Origin of the sequence: Rathayibacter sp. AY1D1 (assembly GCF_002932635.1) — a bacterium.
Taxonomy (GTDB): domain Bacteria; phylum Actinomycetota; class Actinomycetes; order Actinomycetales; family Microbacteriaceae; genus Rathayibacter.
Genome location: NZ_PSVY01000034.1, coordinates 1 through 24,056, shown reverse-complemented (window position 1 = coordinate 24,056; position 24,056 = coordinate 1). Strand labels below are relative to the sequence as shown.

Below are 24,056 nucleotides of genomic sequence, written 5' to 3'. Positions count from 1 at the left end.
CCACGCGCGCTCGAGCGGTAGTCAGCGGCGAGGACGCGGCTTGTACTTCTTCCCCGCCCGGATGTTCCGGTTCTCGATCACCCCGACGACCGCCAGGCCCGCGGCCACGGCGACGATCAGCACCCACCCGAGCACGTTGAACCACTCACCGGTGAACGCCGCGTAAGTCTGCTCACCGGCGATCGCAAAGAGCATGAACGACAGCCCGAACCACACCATGCCGTTGCTGATCAGCGCAGCACGCGCGAGCTTGGTCCGAGGCTTCGACATGCGCCCACCCTCCCACCGGACCCTGGACGTGTCCACGGGGTGCAGACGCTCAACCCCCGGACGCCAGATCGCCCAACAATGTCGCTGCTGTCGCTAGGACGAATGATCGTCAGGTCGCCGGTTTCCCCGTCGACTCGTCATCGTGACCCGGCTCGAACACATCGAGAAGGGCTTTGATTGTCTGCGGGCTCCGCGGGCCCCCGGGCTATTGGCGAGGTCCTCCGCTTTGAGAAGGTCGATCACTCGCCGCGAGTCGGACTCTTTCACGTCGGCGCCGAGCCACACGGGCGGCACCGCAACTCGCTTGCCGGTGATGAGGACGATAGTCGGTGTCACTGTCGTCGCCGTGGCTGCCGCCTAGACGACCTCAGCCGGTGATCGAGAGGGTCCCGGCGACCTCACGGAAACGTGAGTCCGCAGCTCCCTTGGGGGGGCCGATCGTGAGCTGGTAGTACGCGCCCGACGGGGCTTGAATGCTGATCACCGCTTCCGGGAAAGGCTCACTCCCGAACGACGTTCCATCATTCGTGTGGACGGCCATCGCCGCGTACTCGGCTCCAGGTACATCGAGTCGGTAGGACTGTTCCGCTCCGCCAGCCCACGAGCCGTCCCAAGGGCTTGAGGTGAACTGTTGCAGGTTGATGGATGCGAAGACACCCGGCGACGACGACCCAGCGATTGCCGCGCCGGTGTACTCCGCCGTGCTCGGATCCGATGCGTAGCCCTGATCGCTTTCATCACCCTCGCTACCCGAATAGCTCTCGATGTAACCCGCCGGCACGCCGAACCGAAGCGCGCCGTCTGGAGACGTGACGGGCTTCCAGCCGGTAGGTAGTTCTGCTGTAAAACCAGTCAGGGGTGCCAGATCGAAGACCGCCGGACGGGCCGTCTCGACGGGAGACGCCGAAGGCTTAGGACTGGCCGACGCGCTCGAGCTGGACGTCGAGGCGGCCGTCTCTGGCAGCGTGCTGCTGCCGCTACTGCACGCGGAGAGGCTTGTCGCCACACCGATCGATATGAGCGTGACGATGATGGTCCGGCGTCGCATTCTTCCCCCAGCGAATAAGCAGTCAGCAAACGACGCGAGCCTACTGAGCATCGTGCTCGCAGACGGCCGCGACCTCGCCGGGCAGTGTCGCCCGCTGGCCGTCCTAGACGCTCCGCGCCGGCGCGACCCGCTGCACGGATCGCGCGTGCAGGACGAGGAAGCCCGCCGCTGTCGCGACGCCCTGGACGCGAGCGATGTCGGCGCGGCCATCGTTCCGACACGGCGACTGGAAACACCCACCCGCCGTCCTCACTTCGCCTTCTTCCCGCGCTTCTTGGTTATCGGTGGAGGCTCGGCTCCCACCGATAGCGCCCTCAGTGCGAGAGCGCGCTTGCCCAGGCCACCGGAGCTGCACATGGCGACCAGAGGGATCACGAACTGATCCAACAGCCGCGGCGCGACGAAGGCGAGTACAAGAAGGCCGGCGCCGATGGCGACCACCGGCGGCCCGAACGGGGCGAGCGCTGTCAGGAGCAGTCCGTAAGACGTGAGCTCGGCGGTAGCGGAGATGAAGGGGTGCATGGAAGTCCTCGATGCCGGCACGAGAGCCCGCGTCGTGCCAGGTCGATGACTGGTGAGTCGATGACTGACAAGGCTTCCGCACCGGGATGCACCGAGCGAGTGGTTTCGGCGCAGCGCCGCGGGGCGCTGAGCATGTCACTCGTCGGTCTTCGGGGAGGAAGGTTCTCGGCCCTGGACCACCTGGGTCCGCCGATCCCGAAGGCGAGCCCGTCGCGCTTCGAGGTGGTCTGCACGCCCGGGGCTGACCTCCTGGGTAAGTCCGCCGGTGGAGCATCAAGCTCCGTGCGTTGGGTCTATTCTCCCACACGCACTCGCCCTAGCGGCTGGGAAATAACTGTGTAGGCGGCGTGGCGTTTGACAATGCTACATATTGGGGTGGTCTGGATAGTGATCCTGACGGGGCGGAAGCCGCTCTGGTTCTTCCCCTCAGATGTGTACCGATAGGGGATCTTTCACCGGGCCGGTGAGCGGGCGGATGTTGCTCTTGGCCGTGCTGTGCGTCGCGGCCGAGAGCAGGGCGACACCGGCGCCCCCCGCCGGTCTGTCGCATGCGGCGTCAGTGAAGTCCGCACTTCTCGACCGCACCGCCACAGTAGAGCCACCCGCGCTCTGTCCGAGCGTCAGTCGAGCTCGACGCTGTTACGCAGCTCACCGCCACTCCACATCTCGAGAACCCACCGGTCCGGTCCGGGCGATGCGCCGGCCACGTCCCGTACTACTTCCTAGGCCCGCTTCGCGCAGCCATAGACGCCGATGACGACCGAGGTCTCAGCCCAGAAGGCGCTCCGCAGAAGTAGGTAGTGCTCACCGTCGATGCTGATCCTCACGCCACGGATCCTCGCCGTTCTCGGGACGTCGCATGCGATCTGGCACGAAGTGCCACTCTCGTTGGCGCGTCCCGTAAGGGAACCGTCCACGGGACGCCGAGAGGTCGGCTACGCCACGGCATGCAGGCAAGACGGCGTACGCGCTAAAGCTGACATAAGGTCAGTTATCGGCGGAGGCCTTTGGGGTGAGCTACGGGGTGGCGGTGATGCGCGCAGGCCACCATCGAAAGCCTTGCATGGTCTCTTAGAGAAAGACGGGCCAATCTGCTTGAAGGTAGGAAGACCCCGTCGACTGTACCGACCGGCTCTTCCTACTTGGCGTCCTGCGCTCCGTCGAGCGCGATCGATTGGAGCCTCCGCGAGCGGGCACCCTTCCGCTTAGCTTGCGTTGAACATCGTCGCGCCGCCTGGTCTGCAAAGAGGTTCCGCGCGTCCGTAGAATGCGGTGGCAGGGGGTGCATATGCTGAGCGAACGCGCGCGGGTGCTGATCACGGTCAAAGCCTCACCGGAGCCGTCAAAGACGTATGGCGACACCGTTTGCGTTGCTGGCGTCCGGCTCAATGAGGACGGCACCGGCTCGTGGGTGCGGATTTACCCGGTGGCGTTCCGGCATCTCGACAGCGCCCAGCAGTTCAAAAAGTTTGAAGTCATTGAGGTTGACCTCACCCGGTCATCGAAAGACGCGCGCACTGAGAGCTACCGCCCGAACTGGGAAACGCTGAGCAGGAGCGTGGACTGGAGCGGCAAATACAAGACGCACGATCCGGCGGCCCGGGGTCCTGTACTGGAGAAGCTAGTGGGGCCCACGATGTGTGAGCTCCGCGCCGGCGTTGAGGCGGACTTGAACGCGCAGTCACTCGGGTTGATCGAGGTGCGTGAACTGCGGAAGCTCCGATTCGTAGAGCACGGCCCGTGGACGAAGGCCCAGGTTGCGAGCATGCAGACGGTGATGGGTCAGCCGGACATCTTTGGAGAGGTCGACGACACCCCCATGCTCATCCCGCCGCGTTTCAAGGTGCACTACGACTACTACTGTATGTCGCCGATGTGCGGTGGTCACAAGCCCCGCATCCTCGACATTGAACTCAGTGCCTTGCAGCACAAGAACCGGTTCAAGTCGAATGAGGAACTAAAAGACATCATCACAAGGAAGTTCCACGCGGAAATGTGGAACGACGCCGTGCGGACCTACTTCTTCGTTGGTAACTTCGGTGACATCGTGAAGAGGAAGAACTTCTCGGTGCTGGGCGTATACCGTCCACGTCGGGCCACCGACTACGCCACGACGTTGTTTTAGAGGTTCGGGACTCGCTTGCGGAAAGCGTCGAGAATCAGTGCGCGGTGGCAGCGAGTCTGGTCCTCCTCGAAGCACAGGAGAGCGACAGTTCCGGACTCGGCGAGTTCGATAATGCGGTCTAGCGCTCGCTGCGCCAGTGGGGCGTCCAGCAAGCCGGTGAAACGTACTCGTGCCTCTGTCGCGGTTGCTCCCGTAATTCCGGAGAAACCCTCGCGGTTGTCTCGAGGGTTGCCCAAGGCGGGTAAATGCTCGTAGACGATGGACTCTTCTTCTAGTCGCTTGCGCAGCGCCGACTTTGATAGCCCGCGCTTGCGCGAGATGGGGTTAAGTCTCACGTCCACCACCGTGACAACCCCTCGGAGCCGGAGCTTGGAGACGAGCCCGTCGAGGTCGAGACCCTCGTACCCCACACCGATCACGTTGGTAGCCACGGTGATCAAGTGTCGCATCCTGATCGTGACCTTGCGGCCAAGGAGCACTCAGGTCCACCAGCGATGCCCGCTGCGAGCTCGTCCGAACGTGGGCGGTCACTGCTACCGTCAGGCGCAGGAAGGGGGTTTCATGCCAAGCGTCGTACAGCAGTTGGTAATCAATCTCAGCGACCACAGCATCAGCGCGGTCGACAACTCCTTCGATCAGAACCCGGAAACGTTCGATCAACCCGACCTCGGGGTGATGGTTCCCCGCTTTGGGACCCAGGCTCTGCTGCTGCTGGCCGCGCACGCTGACGAATACGGGTACACCGTGCTGCACGTCGGCCTCCTCGACTGTTCCATGACCCCGCTCCTACCGGATGAGGAGGAAGGCCTTGAAGACGTCCTCCTCGATGCGCTGCGCGCGGGTGACCTCGCCGCGGCCCGGAATCTCCTGTTCGGTGAGCGCGGGCCACTGACGGCCATCTCCCTGGAGCTGGTCAGCGCACGCAACGAGCAGGTCCACGTCGGGTGGCTGGGCGATCTGCGGCTGGACTCCGACGCTCCGGTGCAAGAGCTCCTCGTGCCCGCCTGGTCCGGGCTGCACCTCGCCTGATGTCCGCGACCGCTCGAACGCTTATTGAGATCACATCGACATCTCTCGTCCTGGCAATCACGCTGTGGCTGGGACCCTTGCTCGCCAAGGAGCATCCGACCTGGCACCCCGTTGCGCACTACGCCATCCCCGCTCTGCTGGCTGTCGCCGTCACCGTCGTAGTGCGGTTCTTCGTGCTGGTGAGGGCTCACGTCCAGATCGAATGGACCCGGCCCGACGAAAATGTGCCTCTGCAGGAGCTGGAGGCCTCCATCAAACGCCGGAACCGGATGGGCATGCAGCCCTACGTGGCGACGCTGCAGTACAAGCGTTCCTACGGCCTCGGATGGTTGGCGCTAAGAGTGGGAATCCGGGCGGGGCTGTGGGTGCGCGCCGATGCCGTACACGGACAGCTCCTCATCGTCAGGGAGTGGCAGGACGGGCCGGCCAATGAAGTACGCGCGCGCAGCGGTCCGGACTGCTCGGCGGAGATGCGATTGGTGCGCCCGGTGCCAGGGGTCGACACCGTATGGAACACGGCTCAGTTTCGTTTCAACGGTAAGCGGGGACACGGAACGCAAACGCGTCGCTCCGAGCTGAAACATCACGCGGTCGGCTCGACGTGGTTGTCCGACCTGTGTGCGAAGCTCATCACGGTCGACTCGAGGGCCAACAATATCGTCGAGCGTTGGAGTTGAAGTGCCGACTTTCACTGGGTTCCAGGTGTCTGTGACCGCGCAGACCCTGACCACTACCCTTACCCTGCATGAGCTCAAAGACGCGCTTGCCTCCCAGCCGCCCGTGGCGGAAGGCAGGCGCGCAGGCTGGCGTGGGAGCGCCAACGAGGGCTCGAACTTGAACATCCAAAATGGCGTGCCGCCCCTGCACGCGCCAACCATCCTTGCCGCGGACGACTTCTACCCGGAGCGACTGGCTGCCCGCTTCTACTACTGGGAGCAGCGGAAGTTGAACGACGGGGTCGCCCGCGGGTGGTTCTTGGACGGGGTAGACGTGCTGATCAGCGAGATCGACGGCAGCTACCTCGTCCTGTGGTCCTCGCATGACGCGACACTGATCGGCACGCGAAAGGGCGACGCGTCCGCGTCACTGGAAAGTCTCGCCAGCGGCGAGGACGCCCCCCGCGCGCAACTGCATGACGACTCGCCCTTGCGCATCGCGGAAGACGACATTTACCTGTGGCTCACCCGCAAGGCGGACCGACGCCAAGCCCTGAGCGACGGCGTTTTCGTGAATTCCGTGGAAGCCCTGACCACTGGGGAGAATGCGGGAGGTCGCGCCCAGACGTCGCGCCGCAGTGGAACACTGGCCGGCTCGGTGGACCTCTCGCGCATCTCATTCCTGACCGCCGTCGCCACCGAGTCCACGTTGGGGCCCGCCGCGGTCAGCCTCGCGATCCCAAACGACGACGACACCTTTGACCAGATCGCTGCACGCGTGTGGCGGAACTCTCAGTACCGGATCTTGACGGGAAGCAGCCATTTCCGCGGGCGGATCCTTGAGGCAGACGAGAAGCGATTGGAGATCGTCCAGGCGTTGGCCTACCGCTTCATCCCGCTCATCATCAGCGAACGCGACGATGACGACGACTGGTCCGCGACTCAGCGTGACCGACTTGTCCTGGAGAAGCAGATTGAACTCGCGCGCATCTTTCGGGCTCTCGCCCTCGACAATCCTCTGTGGGACGCCTACGCCGAAGAACAAAACGGGGATGTCTTCGCCGAAATGCCGACAGCCGAGCTGGAAGCGCCGCCGCTGGTCGACTGAGACCCGCGGCGGCGCCGTCGCTCATACGGCGATGGACTCTAGCTTTAGTGACGAAATTACACTACTCGTCTCACCATAGGCAGTAAATCAGACCCGCACTCGATATTTCGTTGCACGTTAGGACCCTTGCTCGGGTGAACTCCGCCACATGCGAAAGCATGCCGCACGCACCGACCATTATTGGGTCGAAGCCCTTCCTCGCATGTTTTCACTCCGGCTGCAGTCCGTTCATAAATCACCAAGAAGCCGTTGTGGCCAATGCCGGATTCTTTCACGACGAAGTGCTTGCGGCCTCGGACCTTGTCGAGGATTAACTCGCTGCCGTCAATGACTCCCTGGTAGTAAGTGTTAAATCTGTCCACCTCGGGGTAGTGTTTTGGCCCTAACGGGGACTCCACCATTGGACTGAGGTGCTAATATTTCCTCGGAACTTAGGTGTCTCGCAAGTGAGTTGTGGAATGCGATGTACAAGGCGATGCGGGCGCCGACCACGGCAAGGCTTCCGCCGAAGCCGGCTGCGGTGAAGAACGTCCCCCACCAAGTCTCATCTGCGTAGAACGGCGGGGGTCGACTGTGCAGCGACGAACGCAGCTAGAGCAGCGAGGATCGCACTCCCCAGCGCGCTCCGTCTAGGCGACGGCCGACGGCTGGTGTCGGAGCGGGAGTCTCGATTCCCGCCTGCTTATCGTCGGCCACCTCGGAAATGTGGCACAGCTACGTACAACGACGGTCTGATGGCTTCGAGCCCCTGACCCTGATGCCATGTCCCCTATGGGGATTGGTTCAGCGAGACGGTTTGATGCGTCAGAAATCATTAGCTTTTTGAGACAGCCCGTTGAGAGCCGTTCCGAAGTTGGCCTCGGCCGGAACGGCGGAGGCCTCACTGTCTCAACAACTTGTCTCCTAGTACTTCGTCTCAGGAGGGTGCTTGGAGGGGCTTTCCGAGTCAAACTGAGCTCGTGAGACTTCTCGGTTATACGCGTGTGAGTACGTCGAGTCAGGATGCGCAGTTGCAGGTCGACGCGCTCGTTGCGGCTGGCGTTCAGAAGCGGGACGTGTTCGCGGACGTGACGTCTGGCAGCAAGACCGCCATCGAGCGTCGCGGGATGAAGAAGCTGCTCGAGTACGCCGAGGGCGGGGACACCGTCGTCGTCTGGCGGGTCGACCGTCTCGGCCGGTCGCTGATCGACGTGCTGAACACGGTGAACCTGTTGCGTGACCGCGGCGTGCAGGTCCGGTCGATCTCCGACGGCATCGATCCGTCGACGTCGACGGGCCGGCTGATGCTGAACATGCTCGCCACGCTCGCGGAGTACGAGCGGGAGCTCATCGTTGAACGCGTCAACGCCGGCATCGCCGCCGCACGTGCGAGCGGAACGCGCTTCGGCCGGCCCCTGTCGGATCCTGCGGTGGTCGCGGACAAGCTCGCGATCGCCGCGGACGCGCGAGCGCGTGGTCGCACTGCTGAGGATGCTGCTCGTCTCGTTGGGTGGAGTCGCGCGTCGCTCTATCGCCACCAGGCAGACGCCGCTCGCCGTGCAGCTGCTGGAGAGCAGGCAGCGTCCTAGCAGGGGATGCTCCACCGCGACAGATCCACTGTCTTGACGCAGGCACGAACGTGCTCACTCATCGCCTCATCACCATTGACGGTCCCGTGAGGGATCCCTGGCCGGCTGATGAGGTCGTTCTGCGGCCGGATTCAGCTGGTGAGTTGGCGGACTTGTTCGATGGAGAGCTGGCGGTCGGCGTAGAGGACGATTCGAGCGGTCGGGTCCGGGCTGTGCGCATCCGGACCTTCCCACCTCCGCTGGAGGCCGAGTCGCTCAATCGTGCGGCGGGAGCGTGCGTTGCGTTCTGCGACGACCGCGGTGACGGGCAGTTCCGGTCGGAGTAAGTGGGCGAGTTCGATGCCGGTGAGGGCGACCTCCTGCGCGTAGCCCTTTCCCCAGTGGTCGGGGTGGAGGGTGAACGCCACGTTCCAGGCCGCGTCGGAGAGGAGGGTGCATCCGCCCATTCCGATCAGATCATGGTTGTCGGTGGGGGAGTCGCGCCGGCGGATCACCCAGCTGCTGAGTCCGTCTTGTGTCCACTGGGTCCTCCGGTACGCGATGACGGCCCGGGTCTGATCGGCGGAGAGATGGAGGAGGAGCGGATCTTCTTCCGCGATCCGCGGATCGGTGTAGAGGCGGGACAGCTCGTCGAGGTCGGTCTCGGCGGGCCGGCACAGTCGGAGTCGGTCGGTGAGCACGTCGAGGTCCCCTGGGGCGCAGGCCTGTCCGTCGCTCACGATCATGGGACGAGGATTCCACGTTCCGACCACTCGACCAGCGTTGAGTGCACGTGCGATTCGTCGCGGGAGGCCGCCTGTACGGGGACGGGCTAGCGGTCAGTCCTGCGCAGTGAACTCGATCTCGGGTGCTGCCCCGTCCGCCAGGAGGAAGTAGCCGAGGAACACGACGTCTTCGCTCGTGGTGTCGAACTTGGAGACGATGACCCCGGCAGGCTCGTAGAAGACGTCGCCGGCGCGAAGGGTGGTTTGTGCCTCCTCACCGATCTGGAAGGTGACCGACCCCCTTTCGATGGCTCCGAAGACAGGGCCGTTGTGAACGTGAGCACCGCCCTTCGTGCCAGCTGCGATTGAGATTCGGCGCACCTCGACGTGGGACACGTCCATGCCGCCTGCAAGCGACTGGTGGAGAAGAGTTGATCGAGTGATGGGCGATTCAGTCATGGTCACAGCCTGGTCGGACGGATCGCTCAGACGTGGGTCGTCGGACTCAGGAAATACGGCTCGCAATGTGCGGTTCTCGCCAACGGCCGCGTGGTCCGACACCCCCGCCGCTGCCGGAACTTGTCTCGATAGCCGATGGTCGACCGGGCGGCCGGTAGGGGTCGTTCGCACGTGCTCGTCCGCGCGGTCGACGTGAGGAACAGGGTGGTTAATACCGGCGGATGGACACGTTCTCGCCAAGGCTCGTCCAGTCGAGGCCAGTGGCGTCGTCTGGACCGGCGCCATCGGTGTGAATCTGGACGGCCCATGCTCCGTTCAGCGACAGCTCATCCCCGCAGCCGCTTCCGTCTTCGTTGTCGCCGTCTCCGTCCACGATGACGCACCGGCCTCCGGTCGTGGTCTGCGACCCGATCCAGACGTCCAGCCCTTCAGCTGACCCGACGTAACGGATCGAGGCGGGGTCGTAACCGTCTCCTACGGTGCCGACGTCGGGAAGAGCGTCCCGCTCGTCCTGCGCCCGCTCGAAATCGGAGTACGCCTCGGCGTCGGGACCGGAACACCCGGCCATGAGCGTCATCGTGAGCGCTACCACTGCCGCTCCGGCCACCCACCTCAGGCGCGTCGTCGATCCCACCGCATCCCCCCGTGCCTCGTCAGCACACCGTATCGCGCTGCGAAGGAGACGAGCGCTGGCGCTGTGATGATGGGTCTTTTTCGGCGTCCTGTGCCTCTACTGTGTAGCAATGAGGCCCCGTCCGATCCACACAGCAGCTGGCCTTGTTCTTGTGGCGGCTCTCGCCGGCTGCACACCGGTACCCGGTGAAGATCCTCGAATCACGCAATGGCGCGAAGAGCGCCAAGCGGACGTGGCAACGGATCGCGACGTCGTAGCGGTCCTCTCACTGAATGTCGAGGCCGACGATGACGGCGGCCGCGTCGACGTCACCCTCGAGAGGCCGGCGCTGCCGACCGCGATCACCTTCGACTGCCTCGGCGAAGGAGTGATCGACCTCGAAATCGGATCGCTTTCCACGGCTGGGGGACCGACGACGAGAACGACGACCACCCTCGACGCTATCGACTGCGCCGACGGCCCACACGAGATCGATCCCGCGTCGCTCGGCGAGAAGCCGATATCGAGTGTCGACGCCACCGCATCGAACGCGGACAACGACACCGCCTGGTTCCTCACAGTGCGCGGAGACCGCGATCCCTCCTGACATCGGCGGGACTACTCGACGCGCTCGGTCGGCGTCGTCCTCACGCGCGTGTCGGCCCTGCTGTCCGTATGGGGATCGGTCAGCGGTTCACCGGCGCTGGCGGTGAGCGCTGATCGAGCAGAGCGCGGATCCGCTCGTAGGATCTGTTCGTGGCATCGGCCGAGTTCGCGAAGCGCAGCGCCGAGGCGATCGTGCTGTACCCAGCCGTCGACTACCGCGCTGAGGTCGCCATTCGAGCGCTCGCGCCCGACTACCCCCGCCTCAGCCGTAGCCAGCACCCGCTGATCCTCGGTACCGCGGAGGGCCTGGAGTTCTGGGACGACCGCAACCAGGCGGAGCCGGGCGCGGTGCTGCCGTGGAGCCGCGTCGTCGCGATGAACGGCCCAAGCCCCATGTCGCGGCTCGGCGGACTACGCATCCGGGTGCGACACGGAGAACGCGCACTCACCGCGGAGATCCCGCTGCGCCCCGGCGGCGCCGGTGTGCAGCACCTTCCCGCCGTCACTGTCTCGGTGCTGGCGAACCGACTCCGCCTCCTCGCATCGACGGCCGGAATGGCTGAGGACGTGGCAGAAATCAGGCCCACCACCGTTCGGCTGCTCCCCGGGGTCGACTCGACCGGATACACGGCCCGAGCCGGCTGGGTGGCTCTCGCCGGTACGGCGTGCATCGTCCTGTTCCTCTTGCTGTTGTGGCTCCTGCCGCTCGACGTCCGGCAGCAGCCTCTTGCCGCCGTTCCGCTCTATGGCTTGATGGCCGCCTTCTTCGTCAGCATCGTCGTGGCCCTCGTCCTTAATCGATACGGCAGCGTCCGCCTCGAAGAGGAGACGTCCGCCGGCTACCGCATCACGGGCGCCCCATGGCCGGTCGGCATCCCACTGGTTGACCGCCGAACAGGCGACGTCATCCCCAACCCCGAAGGCACGGCACCTCCAGGCACCGTCTGATCTCGACTCAAAAGCCCTCAGAGTTCGGGAGTTCCTAGCTGCCCGTCCCTAGAGAGTCGCCCGAGGCTGTTGGCCGACCCGTTAGGGGATGGTTCACCGGCCAGCGGGGCGTCCGGTAGGGGTGATTCATCGAACGCGCTGGGCTTGGTGGTCGGTGTCGCTGTTAGCGTCATGCCGTGCAGGTCGTGTGCTCGTTCGTCGGCGGCGCCGGTCATCTCGTCCCGCAGCTTCCCTTGCATCGTGCGCTTGCCGATGCTGGTCACGAGCTCGTGCTCGTCGGACGCGAGTCCGCTACTCGTCACGCGCCGACGCAGCTCTACCAGCAGGTGAGGACGGCTGCGGATCGCCGCCACCACGTCACCGCCACGATCACACCACTACAGCCCGTGGATGAGGACGCTGAGAGGGCGGTGGTCGGTCAGTATTTCGCCGGTGATGCTGCGCTCCGATCCGCGGCAGCAATTGAGAGCCTTCTGCCGGGTGCGGACCTCGTGATCTGCGACGAGCTGGACTTCGGCGCAATGGCGATGGCGCAGAAAGCGGGAATCCCTACCGTCGTCGTTTCAGTCATTGCTAGCGGGGCACTTGTTCGCCCAGAGGCGCTGACCGCGGCACTGGATCGGTTGCGCGAGAAGCTGGGTGGGTCGCAGACGGTCCGACCGCAGGGGGACCATTTCGTGGTCCCCTTCCATTCCTCGATGCGAGATCCGCGCTTCCCGGCGCCGCAGGACGCCTTGTGGATGCGTCCTGACTCCGGTGCACGAGTGCAACCGGACGGGTCGGTGATCGCGACCCTCGGGACGGAGTTCAACACCGAGTCCGGCGACCTCTTCCCCCGCATGCTCGACGCACTCGCGATGCTGGGAGACCCCTCTCGGGTCGCAATCGGCCGGGACCTCGACCCCGCGCGCTTCGGCCCCCAGCCGCCGTCTGTGCGGGTCGAGCAGTACCTCGACTTCGAGTCCGTGCTTCCTCGGGCGAGCGTCGTGCTGCACCACGGCGGGAGCGGCCTCCTCCTACAGTCGATCCTCGCCGGCGTTCCTCAGATCGTTTTCCCGATGGGAGCAGATCAGCCCTTCAATGCCACAACGGTCACCAGACTCGGCCTCGGAATCGCCCTCGACGCCTCGGCAGCGACGGCGGGCGTCATCGCCGACGCCGCACGAGGACTGCAGGTCGACTCGGGGGTGCGTGAGCGCGCGGGAGAACTGCGATCCTCCGTGCTGGCCCTCCCCAGCCCGGCTGAGGTCGCCGCGCGCATCGAAGCTCTCTTCACCTGACGTCTTCCGCTCCTGCGGGGGAGCGGTCGCGCGTCCCGTCGGGGGATACCGGACCGCTCAGGTCAGTGCCGCCAACGTGGGCGATATCGCCAAGGGGCTCATGCTCGACTCCGGAACCACGACGCCACTGGTGCGACGCCTGGAAACCCGCGGATTACCCCAGCGGACCCGCTCGAGCAGAGACGAGCGCGTCGTGACCGTCTCCCTGACGACAGACGGTCGAGCACTGGAAGCGGAGATGACTGACCTCACCACCGAGGCCGCAACAGCGACGGGCCTGGAGGCGACGGAAGCGCAAGCGACCATCGCTGCGCTTCAAAGCAGCAACCGGAATCTCGCGGACGTGCTCGCTCAACCCCGAGAGGCTCCGCCCGGTAAGTGTCCCGCAAGGAGATCATTCGCCGGAACGGCCTAACTCGAGTAGGGAGTGCCGCGGCTGAGCATCAGATCCGCTCTTAGCTCATCGCGGGCTGGACAGCGACGAAGGCGGGCGTCCCCGAGGGGCTGCCCGCCTTCGTGTGATGTCGAGACCCCGGGCCTCGTGTGGTTGGTCTACGGGGCGAGGATGTAGGACATGCCGACGACGTCCTTGACGGTGCGGGTGTTGTAGTTGCCGGGGCCGGCGGCGCCGTTCATCTCGGTGATGTTGATGTAGAGGCCGTCGGCGCGCTGCTCGACGGAATCGACCCAGGCGACGTGGCCGTAGGTGGGGTCGGCGCCCTGCACACCGGGCTCGAAGACCACAATGCTGCGGGCTTGGGCGTCGAGGACGGTCGTCCATCCGTTCGCGGCGGCACTGGTGTCCCAGTCGAGGGCGTTCCCGTAGATCGCGGGACGCAGCCCGGTGGCCTCGTAGAACTTCTCCTTCGCGCCCCACGTGCACTGGCCAGCCGCGCCGCTGTTCGCGGCCTCGGTGACGCCGGTCGCACGGCCGGAATCCGCGACGGCGGTGGTCGTCTGGGAGGTCGTGTCCGCGAACGCCGGCGCGGATCCGATGACCGGTACCGCGATCGTGAGCGAGGCGGCAAGCAGGCTGGCGGTGAGCCGGGATCGCCGGAATCCCTGACCCTGGTGGTTCTGACGGTCGGCCGAGCTGGTGTCGAATTCGTTGCTCGTGCTGGTGCGCATGATGTACTCCTTCGTCTCTTCTTGCTCCGTTGAACTCCTTCCAACCTGCCACTCATCTACAGTCCATAACTGAATTGGAGGAACCGGACACGGGGCACCCACCTGGCGCCCAGGAAGCGCTCAACAGCGGTGCGACGCAGCCTTCGGCGGTCGGGTCATCGACCGGATCTGCTACCCGGAGTGCCGCCGCCGTCAGTACTCGAGGAGAAGCAAGATGCACTCCTGTCGCTGCCGCCACAGTTGCGCTCGCTCCGCTGTTGAGGAGAACACCTACTCAGCAAACTGAGATGATCTCAATTATTGGAGAGATTCCGCTAGCGCCGGGGGTGGTCGGCTCGAGCCGTCGACGAGGGCACCGAAGATTGTGTGGCCGACGCTGCCGCCATCCGATCAGACGTGAATAGAGTTCCGCAGCAGGAACACCCCCTCTTTGGAATCTCGCAGTTACACGTCCGAATCGCTGATCTCGTCGAGGCCATCGATATGCGCGCGAATACACATATCAAGTACCAGCAAAGGGCCGGATTCCACCGAGTCAATGTCCACGTCTCCGTGGGTGTCGAAAGTACCTATGTCTTTTTCGATCTGGATCCAGAAACGGGACAGTGCACGCAAGATTTGAATAGCGTCAGTCAGTAACTCGATATCCGGCTCAAAATCCACATCGATAATGAACTTCACCAATTCGTGCGTGAGTACGTGCCGATAGTTGTAAATATCATTCAGTCGCGCCATCTGTTCCGAAGTAACGGCGTCAGCGGCTCGCAACCAAAGAAGTGATGCATCGAACACCTTCTTGGGAGCCAGATCGAGAACATTGCGCCGGTAGGCTTCCTTGCCAGCGTCACCATTGCTCCATACTCCGACTTCGTCAAGTTTCACGTATCCGTAGAACGCCTTGACGTCATCGATGACGCTCTTCTTTATCATCTCGTGCGTCATCTGATACAGACCGGCAAACGACATCGTTGAACGTATATGGTGGGGAAGAAGTTTCGTATGTAGCTTCTGCCGCCAGGCTTCGGGGTCGTCGTGGTAATTAGTCATGCGGATCTGAAGTAAACTTCGCGGCCGGTGTAACCGCGTTTCCTCATGAGTCCCTTCATCGCTTTGGATGTTGGTCCTTCGATCTTGAATGGGCCGTACAGCTGATCGAAAGCGTTGAAAGTCGTGTTCGTCAGCGTTCCTCCCCGCTCCCAGGGGTGGAGCCAGACCCACCGCAGTACGACAGCATCGCCGACGAGCGCGAAGCCGGCTGCGCCAGCGATCACTGGCACCATCGACCCGATGCGCTTCGAGGGAATGAGGTACACCGGGCGCGGCTGGTCGACATCTCTCATGCGTGGACAGTACCGCCGAGCGGATCCCTCCCCAGATTCTTCCCACCGATCAGGTCGGCTATCGCGAAGAAAACCCACGGGGATGGACGCCCCGTGCGGAAGCGTGTCGCGGTCCTGCGAGCGACTGGATCCCGCCTAGCGTCATTCGGTCGATGGGCTCACGTCGAACAGGAACACTGAGTTGAAGCGGAACTCTTTCACGGGGCTGTTCTCCCACGCTTGCCCGGCGGAGCTCAGCAGCCGGCGGAAGGTCGCTCGTTCCAGTGGCTCGTCGGCGAGGATGAACGCGGCGTGCTCGATGACGGTCAAGTAGGAGAAGGCCTGGAACCAGGACAGGTCGCGGATGTACTCGTGAAAGGCCGGCCAGTTCTCCACTGTGGTCGGGAACGAGAAGTGACGGCCGTAGACGTCCCAGAGTTCGTCGGCCGTGCGCATCGCCCGCGCGTCGAGACGGACGAGACCACCGTCGTCCTCTGCCGACTCGATTGCGGTATCGAGGTCGGAGCTCGACCCGAGTGCATCGAACACCCAGGGCCGCCCTGTGAATGCTGGCATGACACGGATGATCCTCTACTACCGGGAGCGCCGCCCGCCGGACGGCTGCAACCGGGCCGTGCCGTCCCGTATGGGGATCGGCTACCGGTCGCTGAAGCGGAGCGGTTGCGCCGATCGTGCAACCTCGGGCGTTGTTTCGGCGCTGCGGTGCGCGGGCTGTCGCGGGTTGCTGCTGCTTCTGCTCAGGAAGACGAAACCGAGGCCCGTGATGGCGTGGCACGCCGGCGCCACGAATGCGCACCCGATGACAAGAAGGACCTCCGGAGCGGTGCGCGGACGGTCGAGCGCTGAGAGGAGCCAGGTGCCTGCGACGTGGACTGTGACGGCAACGCTGATGATCCACAGCGCAGCCTTTTCAAGGAGCTCCGCCTTTGTTGCTGCGGCAGCGGCCAGGATGGGCGCCGCCAGCGCCGTGACACTGAGCAGGCTCATCGCGAGGAGGGGCGATCCGAGTTCGAGGGGCGGGACAAGGCTCGACCACGACAAGTGGAAAGTGGTCCATCCGGCTCCGAGAGCGCAGAGCCCGATGACGGCGGCGAGGAGCGGACGGCCGCGCCGGAAGCTGGCGTTTGCCGTGCACAGCCAGGCGAGAGCGACGAGTACCACGGCGAGGAGGACGGGGGCTGCGTAGCTGCGTCCCATGGTGTCGACGTTGCCGCCGGTTGCGGTGGCCATGGTCCGGCCGCCGACCTCGAGGACGACTGATCCGTAGGACCAGGCGGCCAGGAGGAACAACAGTCCGATCGCGCTGCTCGAGCGTCGGCCTTGACGGCCCGCGCCGACGAAGGTCTCACGGAGGCCGGCCCAGGCGAGCTCCTTCCGGTCGCGCGGAGTCGGACCCTCTGTTCCGATCGCTTCATCTCGATCGAGGAATGCGCCGACGACTGCCTCGGCGTTGGCGTCCCGCCATGCAGCCGGGTACCAGCGCAGTGCTCGCATATATGCGTCAACGGAGGACGTGCTCATGCCGGCGCGATCCGGCCGAGACGACGAGTGGCGCTGGATGCGGCGCGCTCGAGCTGCGCCAGACGCTCGGCGTCCGCCGCGAGGCGAGCGGCACCGGCGTCGGTCAGCCGGAAGTACCGGCGCCGACGTCCGTTGACCTCCTCGTCCCCGTCCGCGGCGACAAGGCCCTGGTGCTCGAGACGATCCAGGGCGGCGTAGAGAGTGGGGATCTTCAACGTCATCGCGCCGTCGGAGAGCTCGCGCACTGCCGCCACGATTCCATATCCGTGCGCGCGTCCGGTGGCGAGAACCGTCATGATCCACACCCGCGGTTCCCGAATCTCTTCCACCCGCGCACCATACTCTGCGTAACGGAGTATCACCAGTCCCAGAGCGGTCGGCCATTGGTCCGTTCCGAGATCGTTCAGCGGGCCGCTGTACCGGCGGGTGCTGCTCTCGGCCGCGCTGTGCGTCGCGGCCGAGAGCAGGGCGACACCGGCGGCCCCCCGCCGGTCTGTCGCGTGCGGCGTCAGCGAAGTCCCCACTTCTCGACCGCACCGTCACAGTAGAGCCACCAGCGCTCTGTCCGAACATCATTCGAGCCGGACGCTGCTGCGCAGCTCACCGCCGCTCCACGTCTCGAGAACCCACCGGTCGGGTCCGGGCGGAGCGTCCGCCATGTCCCGTGCTGCTTCCCGGGCCCGCTCCGCGCAGCCGTAGACCCCGATGACGTCCAACGTCTCGTCCCAGAAGACGCTCCGCAGAAGGAGGTAGTGCTCACCGTCGATGTTGATCCTCACGCCACGGATCCTCGCTGTTCGTGGAACGCCACAGTTGATCCGGCGCGAAGTAGCAGTCCGGTGGTGCGCGTCCCGAACACGGATCTCTGACTGGTAGAGGGGCTCTCTGCTATGTCGTCGCTCGATCTTCCTGCGACTCGGTGATGAGCTCCTGCTTGCGTTCGGCTTTGAGCGCGACGACGGTTCCTGCGAGAGCGAGTGCGGCGGCTGCGGTGAAGAGGGCGGTGGCGTCCCACCTGTAGTGGTGGATGGTGGTGCCTGGTGAGGTCTCGCTGGCTGCGTAGGTGCAGGACAGGCCGAGCGGGTAGAGGATCTTCTCGCCCGATACGCGGCTGGAGTAGAGGTCGATCCCGTCGGGGTACTCGCTGTGCTGGCACTGCACGGCGGCGGGTTCCCAGCCGGTCTGAACCCAGCCGATCGTGTGGGTGAGGAGGGCGACTGGGGTTCCGATCACCATCGCGAGGATGCCGAGGGTCTTCGCGGTCCGGAGTTCCATCCCGTCAGAGTAGGGCGGACGCTACCCACCACGCGCGTCCCGAAAGGGGATGGTCTTGCGGACGCTTGATCAGCCGGTCGTGGACGTGTCGAGTGCTGCGGCGACGGAGGCGCGGATCGCGTCGTAGTCGGGGTCTTCGGGGTCGACGTCCGGCGGGGTGAGTTCGATGGATCCGATGGGCTGCGAGCGGGTCTTGAGAGCGAGCTGCACGAACCCGCCGAGCATGCCCTGTGGGATGTCGGTCTGGACGACGTTCGAGCCGGCGTCCGCGATGGCTTGAAACTTCAGCAGCACGTTGGCTGGGGCGAATTGGGTGAGGATCGCACCTTGTACTTCACGCTGTCGTTCCATGCGGTCGTAGTCGCCGCGAGCGGATCCGTAGCGGGAGCGGGCGTAGGCGAGGGCGTTGTTGCCGTCGAGGTGGTGCTTGCCGGGTTTGAGCCAGCCGTTCACTCCGACGAGCTCGCCAGTGTCGGGGTCGAGGACCCCGCCGAAGGGCAGGTCGTCCTCGCCGGTGTAGTCGATGTCGATGCCACCGAGCGCGTCGATGAGGTCCGCGAAGCCCTGCATGTCGATGAGGGCGTAATACTGAATGGTCATGTCGAGGGCGCCTTCGGCCGCATCGCGCATCGCCTCGATACCGGGGGCGCTGCCCTCAGCTTCGGCGTCCGGGTACAGCTCGGGACTCTTCAGCTCGACTTCGGTGTAGATCGAGTTGAGCATGCACGGGTCGACGTTGCACTCGTTCCAGAGGTACCCGTCTGGATAGAGCTCGGCCATCGGTGATCCCTCCCGGAACGGTACGTCCCGGAGATCCCTGGGGAGGCCGACGATGGTTGCTGCGCCGGTGCTTGCGTCGATCGAGGCGACGGAAATGCTGTCGGGGCGCAGACCGTCACGGTCCCCGCCGGCGTCGCCGCCGAGCAGAAGGATGTTGTAGCGGCCGTCGACGGGCGCGGCCATCTGCCCGTCCCCGAACACGTTCGAGAGCAGCCCGCGGGAGATCCCGATCAGGTGGCTGCCATAGCCGGCCGTCCCCACCGACACCAGGAGGAGCGCGACGGTCACTGCACTCAGCGCGGCGCGCGCTCGCGGCGCGACTCTCACCAGGCGGGCCAGCCTCAGGGTGTCGAGAGTGAGCACGAGCCAGAACGCCGCGTAGCCAAGGAGCAACGCCTGCGCGACGATCAGTGTCCCGTCGAGGGCGACGAGCGAGTAGAAGACCGAGGGCATTAGCAGGAACAACGCCAGCGTCAGAGCCAGCACCGTCCAGAGCGCGAGGGTCGCTGCAAGACCGAAGCGCCCGAGGCGCCGCGAGCCGGCGAGGACCTGCGCCGATCCGGGGATCAGCACATTCAGGCCCAGCAGCCACCAGCCGCGACGGGTCATCACCGCTCGCGACGCCGTGTCCGGGTACCGCATCGGCAGTTGGACAACCAGGCGGTTCTTCGTCACTTCTCCGCTGCGCACGACGCCCTCTCCGAAACCGACCACTCACCGTAAGCCGCCACCCCTCACCTGCCGCTTCGACGCGCTGCCAGGAGCCACGTACTCCGCGCCATCAACGCGGACACACGTGCGACGCGGCTACGCGGTAGCAGCGGGCGCAGGGAGTCGGACCGACGCCGCTACCGCTAGGTTGTCGTCCTCCTCTTCGGAGAGCGTCTCCCGCAGAGACGCGACCGCACGCGCGTACCGCGAACGGGCGGTCGATACCGGGATCCTCAGCACACGACCTGCCTCGTTTATCGTGAGTCCTTCCCAGTGCACCAGGCTCACCACCTCGTGCAGCTTCTCCGGCAGTCGCAGCATCGCGTCACGAACATCGATCGCAACATCGACGGCCGCGGTGCTCGATGGAGCGATTACGTCCTCGAGAACCAGCGCGTCGGCTGTCTTCCGGACCGTGCTCGCTTTCCGGCGGTGGTTCGCGAGGGTGTGCCGGGCGGTGACGAACAGCCACATCCGCACCCGCTCCGGCTCTCTCGGGATCGCAGAAATCCGCTTCCATGCCGTCAGGACAGTTTCGCTGAGGAGGTCCGCTGCATCCTCGTGATGGAGGGTTCGGCGGAGGAAGTAGGCGAAGAGGTCGGCGGCGTTTGCTTCCATCGCGGCTCGAAGGCGCGTGGCGCGATCGTCGTTCTGCTTCCGGATCACTCTGCTGCTCCGCAGTCCAGAGAGGTTGCAATCGACACCCGCTCCTGGAAACCCGCGTCCTCCAGTGCGGCATGAACGGAGTCGCTGACGCTTGCGCCGATATCAGAGAGCTTTCTCAGCGCAGCGCTGGGCTCGCTCGGGGAATCTCCCTCAGAGAAGTGCCAGTAGTCGTCTGGCTCGGGTTCGAGGTTGTCCAGGTCGATGGCAGCCAGGGCTGCGGCGGCCGCGGCCATCCCCTCAGGAGAATTGAGGGTCCGTTTGGTCACGTCCTCGGGCTGCATCTGAACCGTCGCCGTGCAGCTCTCGCCATCGATGGTCACCGCGAACTCGCGGATATCGCTGCTGAGAATCGGGCGTTGCAGCAAGGGCGCCGCGACCGCGACACCGCCTACTCCCGCGACGATGACGCCGGCGATCACAGCAGCGATCCCGGCCTGCCGGCGGTGCCGCTGCTGTCGCGATGGCTCGACCGCCAGCGTCAGCCGCACGGCCTCATCGGCGTCCTGCGGAGAAACAGTCCGGTACGGGTTCGTGGCGTCGAGGTCGTTGATCGTGGGGCGAGTCATGGTGGTCCTCCAATGATGCGGCGTCATAGAGGACATGTCGCGAGGAGGACGAGAACGCGAAACCGCGACAGAAAAATGAGTCGCCGGGTGCCGCTGTCACGACGAGGGCGGTCGACCTCGTACCCGGGGGATCCGTCTACAGAAGCCATGGCGGCGAAATCGGGTAGTTCGACCGGCTCGTCCACAACCGACGCGCCGGGAGCGTCAGTCGAGGGTCGGCTTCACTGCGGTGGTCGCTTCTAGCGGGGATCGAGGCCCTGGAACGTGTTGGGGAAGTTGTCGAGCCAGCGCCATCGGTCGATCGGCCACGTGATCGCGACGGCTCGGCCGGTCACATTATCGATCGGCACGAAGCCCTTGGAGGGCGTGCCCTGTTGGAGGCGGGAGTCGGCGGAGTTCCCCCGGTTGTCGCCCATCACCCAGAGCCCATCGGCAGGCACGGTGACATCGAACGGGATACTCGACGCGGCCGGGGCGTTCTCGCCGTCCTTGATGTACGAGGCCTCATCGAGGGGCTGCCCGTTCACGGTCATCTGCCCCAACGGCGTGCAGCAGACGACGTGATCGCCAGGAAGCCCGATGAGCCGCTTGATGAGGTGATCGTTGGTCTCCTCGGGCGCCAGTCCCACCGCCTGCAGCGTGTTCTCGAACAGCCCGGCGATGGACGTGTCCTCGGCCTGCGGGACGGGCTGAAGCCATCCGCCCGGGTCCTTGAACACGATGACGTCTCCGCGGGAGAGGGGCACGACATCGGGGACGAGCTCGTTGACGATGATGCGGTCGTCCTGCACCAGCGTGTTGTTCATCGAAGACGACGGAATGTAGAACGACCGCACGAGGAACGTCTTGACCAGGCTGGAAACCAGAACCGCTACCAGGACGATGACCACCACGTCTCGGAGGAACAGCAGCGCCCCGTGCCGCCGCCGCTGCGGCGGGCGTCGGCTGGTCAGGGGCACGGACTCAGCCGGCGTCGTCATGCTGAGAAGGCTACGTCCGCCGGTCCTGCTTGAAAGACCACCGAGGTGTGACCGGTACCGATCTGCCGGTGTCGATAAGAGCGAACTGACGCTGAGCCCATGCGCCCGCGGACGCGACGTTGGCACAAAATTTTCGAGCGTCCGCGTTTTCGAGGCCGCCGCGACATGTGCTGTGTAGAGGCGAAATTGGAGGGCCTGCGTTGAATCACTTCACCACTGTCGAACTGGACAGCACCAACCCGTACCCGAGCCTGCCGCCCCAGTGGGGCGAGGAGGCAGTCAAGATCATGCTCGACGCCGAACCCACTCGCGCGGTCCGTCGCAGACGGCGGCTGTGGACGGCATCTGCGCTGGCCGGGCTGGTACTGACGGGCGGGGCCGGCGTCGCAGTCGCCGCTCCACTACTGAATCGTCCGGTGCTTATGGGCGAGGTGATGCCGTACGTCGTGACCGTCGACGGCGAGTCGTGCTCTGCGACGATCCAGGTGCAGCCCGAGGACCCCGCGAACCGGGCGCTCAACACCCCTGAAGGGATGGCCGCGGCCGAACAGGCGCTACGCGGGCTTGATCTGGCCAATCTCGATATCGGATCGGCGCCGGAGTTCATGTTCCCGCCGAACACTCCCAAGCCTGCTGTTCAGCAACGCTGGAGCGGGATCTCATCCGTGGCGTTGCAGCTTGTGATTCAGCAGCTCAAGGACCAGGGCTTCACCGAAGAGGTGTCGATGGCTTCATCGATCGACTGTGGAAGCGAATGATGCGGACCGCTGACGAGCGAGCACGCATCCTTCGCACCGCGATCGAGGACAACGCCGCGGACCTGCTCGCGTACCTGCTCCGGCGTACCTCGAATCACGAGGACGCCGCCGACCTGCTCGCAGAAACCGCGGAGACGGCATGGAAGCGCATCGCGATCATGCCCACCGACCCTGTCCGCGGCCGCATGTGGCTCTTCGTCACTGCCCGCCACAAGCTCGCAAACCATCAGCGGAAAAAAGTCGGGCAGGACCGCCTGACGACGGTCCTCGCGGACGACCTCCGCCAGAACGGTCAACAGCTCCCGATGCCATCCGATGACCAGATTGACGTGCAGAGGGCCGTGCGCTCGTTGCCAGCGAAACTCAGAGAAGTCATCGAACTCGTTCACTGGGATGGATTCACTGTGACCGAAGCGGCGCGAGTTCTCCGCCTGCCGACGTCCACCGCCCGCACCCGCTACGCCGCCGCGATCGTGCTGCTGCGCCAGACGCTCTGTGACCACGACACCGAACAGCTACCGGATCTCGCCGCATCGAGATAGCTGAACCTGCCACCTGCTGGCCGCCCCACTCGGCGCAAGGAGTGCGCAGTGTCGTTCCGTGAAGGGATCGATCTGCGGGACGCTTTCAGCGGACGGCTCGGAGGGGCTTGGCGTCGTCGTCGCGTGCTGGTGATGCCGCCAGGGTTGACCGCAGGTCTTCTCGTGCTCGTTGGTAGCGGGTGCGTGCGGTGGACGCGGGGACGCCGAGGAGTTGTCCGGCTTCGGTGATGGAGAAGCCGTCCCAGTGAATGAGGCGGACGAGCTCGGTCTGTTCTGGCGCGAGCCTGGCGATCGCGTCGCGCACGTCGACTCCTTCGTCGGCGGGGCGTCCTTCGGTGGGAGCGGTCGCGAGGACGCTGCGGAGCCGGCCGGAGAGGTCGGCTCGTCTGTTCTCGGTGCGGGTGCTGTTCGAGAGGACGTTCCGGGTGATGCCGAACAGCCACATCCTCGACTCCTCCGCGGTGCGGGGGAGGGCGCTGACACGGCGCCATGCGGTGAGCATGACGTCCGCGAGCGCGTCGGCGGCGTCCTCGAGAGGGAGGCGGCGTTGCAGGTACTTGAGAAGGTCAGGCGAGGTGAGGCGCAGAGCCTCGCTGAGTCGTTCTGCCTCGTCGGACTTCTGGCGGGTCACCAGGTCGCTCCGGGGCAGTGGGCTTCGCCGGCGATGCTGATGTTCGCGGCGTCGACGTCGACGTTCTGCGCAGTGAGTTCGGCGTCGAGGGCGTTGCTGATGATGCGCCCGACGGCGGTCGAATACTCCCGGTCGGCGTTGTAGAACTCGGTGCCGTAGCCGGCCGGCGTGCGGGATCCGTCAGCGTTGATGAAGGATCGGTCCTCGGTACGCAGCTGCGCG

At 65.1% G+C, this 24,056-nt stretch carries 33 protein-coding genes; 11 read left to right on the top strand and 22 right to left on the bottom strand.

From position 1 onward, the window contains the following. Positions 1 to 21: 21 nt before the first annotated feature. From C5C56_RS15545 to C5C56_RS18190, 4 genes are all read right to left on the bottom strand, one after another. Positions 22 to 270: a hypothetical protein gene (locus C5C56_RS15545; RefSeq protein WP_104233598.1), complete on the bottom strand. Its 249-nt coding sequence runs from the start codon at positions 268 to 270 to the stop codon at positions 22 to 24. A gap of 367 nt (positions 271 to 637) precedes the next feature. Continuing rightward, on the bottom strand, positions 638 to 1,318 hold the full coding sequence (locus C5C56_RS17615; protein WP_146086506.1) for a hypothetical protein: 681 nt from the start codon (positions 1,316 to 1,318) through the stop codon (positions 638 to 640). 249 nt (positions 1,319 to 1,567) lie between these two features. Then, the gene (locus C5C56_RS15540) at positions 1,568 to 1,840 is read right to left on the bottom strand and encodes a hypothetical protein (RefSeq protein ID WP_104319897.1); all 273 of its coding nucleotides are present in this window, start codon (positions 1,838 to 1,840) and stop codon (positions 1,568 to 1,570) included. 722 nt (positions 1,841 to 2,562) lie between these two features. After that, positions 2,563 to 2,667 (bottom strand): DUF1349 domain-containing protein, encoded by a 105-nt coding sequence (locus C5C56_RS18190; protein WP_146086505.1) that lies wholly within the window; start codon positions 2,665 to 2,667, stop codon positions 2,563 to 2,565. Positions 2,668 to 3,122: 455 nt separating this feature from the next. Between C5C56_RS18190 and C5C56_RS15535 the strand changes: the two genes are divergently transcribed. Continuing rightward, positions 3,123 to 3,965, top strand: a complete 843-nt coding sequence (locus C5C56_RS15535; protein ID WP_146086504.1) for a hypothetical protein — start codon at positions 3,123 to 3,125, stop codon at positions 3,963 to 3,965. Here the strand turns inward: C5C56_RS15535 and C5C56_RS15530 are convergent. Beyond that, positions 3,962 to 4,396 (bottom strand): DUF488 family protein, encoded by a 435-nt coding sequence (locus tag C5C56_RS15530; RefSeq protein ID WP_181137617.1) that lies wholly within the window; start codon positions 4,394 to 4,396, stop codon positions 3,962 to 3,964. The genes C5C56_RS15535 and C5C56_RS15530 overlap by 4 nt on opposite strands. Before the next feature lie 130 nt (positions 4,397 to 4,526). On the opposite strand from C5C56_RS15530, the gene C5C56_RS15525 reads away from it, so the two are divergent. From C5C56_RS15525 to C5C56_RS15510, 4 genes are all read left to right on the top strand, one after another. Continuing rightward, positions 4,527 to 4,994, top strand: a complete 468-nt coding sequence (locus C5C56_RS15525; protein ID WP_104319894.1) for a hypothetical protein — start codon at positions 4,527 to 4,529, stop codon at positions 4,992 to 4,994. Next, positions 4,994 to 5,671: a hypothetical protein gene (locus C5C56_RS15520; protein WP_104319893.1), complete on the top strand. Its 678-nt coding sequence runs from the start codon at positions 4,994 to 4,996 to the stop codon at positions 5,669 to 5,671. The genes C5C56_RS15525 and C5C56_RS15520 overlap by 1 nt, the downstream gene beginning before the upstream one ends. 31 nt (positions 5,672 to 5,702) lie before the next feature. Beyond that, on the top strand, positions 5,703 to 6,758 hold the full coding sequence (locus C5C56_RS15515) for a hypothetical protein (protein ID WP_146086502.1): 1,056 nt from the start codon (positions 5,703 to 5,705) through the stop codon (positions 6,756 to 6,758). A gap of 959 nt (positions 6,759 to 7,717) precedes the next feature. Beyond that, positions 7,718 to 8,326 (top strand): recombinase family protein, encoded by a 609-nt coding sequence (locus tag C5C56_RS15510; RefSeq protein WP_104309918.1) that lies wholly within the window; start codon positions 7,718 to 7,720, stop codon positions 8,324 to 8,326. A 131-nt stretch (positions 8,327 to 8,457) separates the two neighbouring features. Here the strand turns inward: C5C56_RS15510 and C5C56_RS15505 are convergent, their stop codons facing one another. The 3 genes from C5C56_RS15505 to C5C56_RS15495 all read right to left on the bottom strand — a co-directional run bounded on the left by C5C56_RS15505 (position 8,458) and on the right by C5C56_RS15495 (position 10,066). Beyond that, positions 8,458 to 9,051, bottom strand: a complete 594-nt coding sequence (locus C5C56_RS15505; RefSeq protein ID WP_104319891.1) for a GNAT family N-acetyltransferase — start codon at positions 9,049 to 9,051, stop codon at positions 8,458 to 8,460. Positions 9,052 to 9,144: 93 nt separating this feature from the next. Beyond that, positions 9,145 to 9,489 (bottom strand): cupin domain-containing protein, encoded by a 345-nt coding sequence (locus tag C5C56_RS18185; RefSeq protein WP_219813908.1) that lies wholly within the window; start codon positions 9,487 to 9,489, stop codon positions 9,145 to 9,147. 208 nt (positions 9,490 to 9,697) lie between these two features. Beyond that, positions 9,698 to 10,066: a hypothetical protein gene (locus C5C56_RS15495; protein WP_181137616.1), complete on the bottom strand. Its 369-nt coding sequence runs from the start codon at positions 10,064 to 10,066 to the stop codon at positions 9,698 to 9,700. Between the two features lie 166 nt (positions 10,067 to 10,232). On the opposite strand from C5C56_RS15495, the gene C5C56_RS15490 reads away from it, so the two are divergent. The 4 genes from C5C56_RS15490 (at position 10,233) to C5C56_RS18460 (ending at position 13,351) form a co-directional block, all read left to right on the top strand. Then, positions 10,233 to 10,709 carry a hypothetical protein gene (locus tag C5C56_RS15490; protein WP_146086501.1) on the top strand — a complete coding sequence of 159 codons (477 nt, stop codon included), beginning with the start codon at positions 10,233 to 10,235 and terminating at the stop codon, positions 10,707 to 10,709. A 149-nt stretch (positions 10,710 to 10,858) separates the two neighbouring features. Next, positions 10,859 to 11,656: a hypothetical protein gene (locus C5C56_RS15485; protein WP_104273607.1), complete on the top strand. Its 798-nt coding sequence runs from the start codon at positions 10,859 to 10,861 to the stop codon at positions 11,654 to 11,656. A 176-nt stretch (positions 11,657 to 11,832) separates the two neighbouring features. Continuing rightward, on the top strand, positions 11,833 to 12,936 hold the full coding sequence (locus C5C56_RS18390; protein ID WP_146086500.1) for a glycosyltransferase: 1,104 nt from the start codon (positions 11,833 to 11,835) through the stop codon (positions 12,934 to 12,936). Continuing rightward, a complete protein-coding gene (locus tag C5C56_RS18460; RefSeq protein ID WP_308471511.1) occupies positions 12,848 to 13,351 on the top strand; it encodes a MarR family transcriptional regulator in 504 nt (167 codons plus the stop codon). The genes C5C56_RS18390 and C5C56_RS18460 overlap by 89 nt, the downstream gene beginning before the upstream one ends. A gap of 137 nt (positions 13,352 to 13,488) precedes the next feature. Here C5C56_RS18460 and C5C56_RS15475 read toward each other — a convergent pair whose 3' ends face one another. The 12 genes from C5C56_RS15475 to lepB all read right to left on the bottom strand — a co-directional run bounded on the left by C5C56_RS15475 (position 13,489) and on the right by lepB (position 21,903). Beyond that, positions 13,489 to 14,064, bottom strand: coding sequence for a CHAP domain-containing protein (locus C5C56_RS15475; protein ID WP_104319886.1), 576 nt, complete (start codon positions 14,062 to 14,064; stop codon positions 13,489 to 13,491). 444 nt (positions 14,065 to 14,508) lie between these two features. Continuing rightward, positions 14,509 to 15,111 (bottom strand): hypothetical protein, encoded by a 603-nt coding sequence (locus C5C56_RS15470; protein ID WP_146086499.1) that lies wholly within the window; start codon positions 15,109 to 15,111, stop codon positions 14,509 to 14,511. Then, entirely contained in the window at positions 15,108 to 15,404 is a 297-nt protein-coding gene (locus C5C56_RS17600) for a hypothetical protein (RefSeq protein WP_146086498.1), read from the bottom strand. Before C5C56_RS17600 ends, C5C56_RS15470 begins: the two co-directional genes overlap by 4 nt. A 141-nt stretch (positions 15,405 to 15,545) precedes the next feature. After that, positions 15,546 to 15,959, bottom strand: a complete 414-nt coding sequence (locus C5C56_RS15465) for a barstar family protein (RefSeq protein ID WP_104319884.1) — start codon at positions 15,957 to 15,959, stop codon at positions 15,546 to 15,548. 81 nt (positions 15,960 to 16,040) lie between these two features. Further along, positions 16,041 to 16,925, bottom strand: coding sequence for a hypothetical protein (locus tag C5C56_RS15460; RefSeq protein WP_104319883.1), 885 nt, complete (start codon positions 16,923 to 16,925; stop codon positions 16,041 to 16,043). Further along, positions 16,922 to 17,449, bottom strand: coding sequence for a PadR family transcriptional regulator (locus tag C5C56_RS18380; RefSeq protein WP_258065695.1), 528 nt, complete (start codon positions 17,447 to 17,449; stop codon positions 16,922 to 16,924). The genes C5C56_RS15460 and C5C56_RS18380 overlap by 4 nt, the downstream gene beginning before the upstream one ends. 48 nt (positions 17,450 to 17,497) lie before the next feature. After that, a complete protein-coding gene (locus tag C5C56_RS15450; protein WP_104319882.1) occupies positions 17,498 to 17,704 on the bottom strand; it encodes a hypothetical protein in 207 nt (68 codons plus the stop codon). Between the two features lie 109 nt (positions 17,705 to 17,813). Further along, a complete protein-coding gene (locus C5C56_RS15445; protein ID WP_104319881.1) occupies positions 17,814 to 18,200 on the bottom strand; it encodes a hypothetical protein in 387 nt (128 codons plus the stop codon). A gap of 69 nt (positions 18,201 to 18,269) precedes the next feature. Next, positions 18,270 to 19,655, bottom strand: coding sequence for an LCP family protein (locus C5C56_RS15440; protein ID WP_308471510.1), 1,386 nt, complete (start codon positions 19,653 to 19,655; stop codon positions 18,270 to 18,272). Between the two features lie 132 nt (positions 19,656 to 19,787). Continuing rightward, positions 19,788 to 20,357, bottom strand: coding sequence for an RNA polymerase sigma factor (locus tag C5C56_RS15435; protein WP_219813907.1), 570 nt, complete (start codon positions 20,355 to 20,357; stop codon positions 19,788 to 19,790). Next, positions 20,354 to 20,923: a hypothetical protein gene (locus tag C5C56_RS15430; protein ID WP_104318051.1), complete on the bottom strand. Its 570-nt coding sequence runs from the start codon at positions 20,921 to 20,923 to the stop codon at positions 20,354 to 20,356. The genes C5C56_RS15435 and C5C56_RS15430 overlap by 4 nt, the downstream gene beginning before the upstream one ends. Positions 20,924 to 21,162: 239 nt before the next feature. Further along, entirely contained in the window at positions 21,163 to 21,903 is a 741-nt protein-coding gene (lepB, locus tag C5C56_RS15425) for a signal peptidase I (RefSeq protein ID WP_104319880.1), read from the bottom strand. 200 nt (positions 21,904 to 22,103) lie between these two features. Between lepB and C5C56_RS15420 the strand changes: the two genes are divergently transcribed. Further along, a complete protein-coding gene (locus C5C56_RS15420) occupies positions 22,104 to 22,661 on the top strand; it encodes a hypothetical protein (RefSeq protein WP_104281138.1) in 558 nt (185 codons plus the stop codon). Next, a complete protein-coding gene (locus C5C56_RS15415; protein ID WP_219813906.1) occupies positions 22,658 to 23,203 on the top strand; it encodes an RNA polymerase sigma factor in 546 nt (181 codons plus the stop codon). The genes C5C56_RS15420 and C5C56_RS15415 overlap by 4 nt, the downstream gene beginning before the upstream one ends. 85 nt (positions 23,204 to 23,288) lie before the next feature. On the opposite strand, the gene C5C56_RS15410 is transcribed toward C5C56_RS15415, so the two are convergent. Beyond that, the gene (locus C5C56_RS15410; RefSeq protein WP_104319879.1) at positions 23,289 to 23,834 is read right to left on the bottom strand and encodes an RNA polymerase sigma factor; all 546 of its coding nucleotides are present in this window, start codon (positions 23,832 to 23,834) and stop codon (positions 23,289 to 23,291) included. Continuing rightward, positions 23,831 to 24,056: hypothetical protein (locus C5C56_RS18015; RefSeq protein WP_181137614.1), on the bottom strand; the 226-nt coding region annotated here is incomplete at its 5' end. The genes C5C56_RS15410 and C5C56_RS18015, both read right to left, overlap by 4 nt.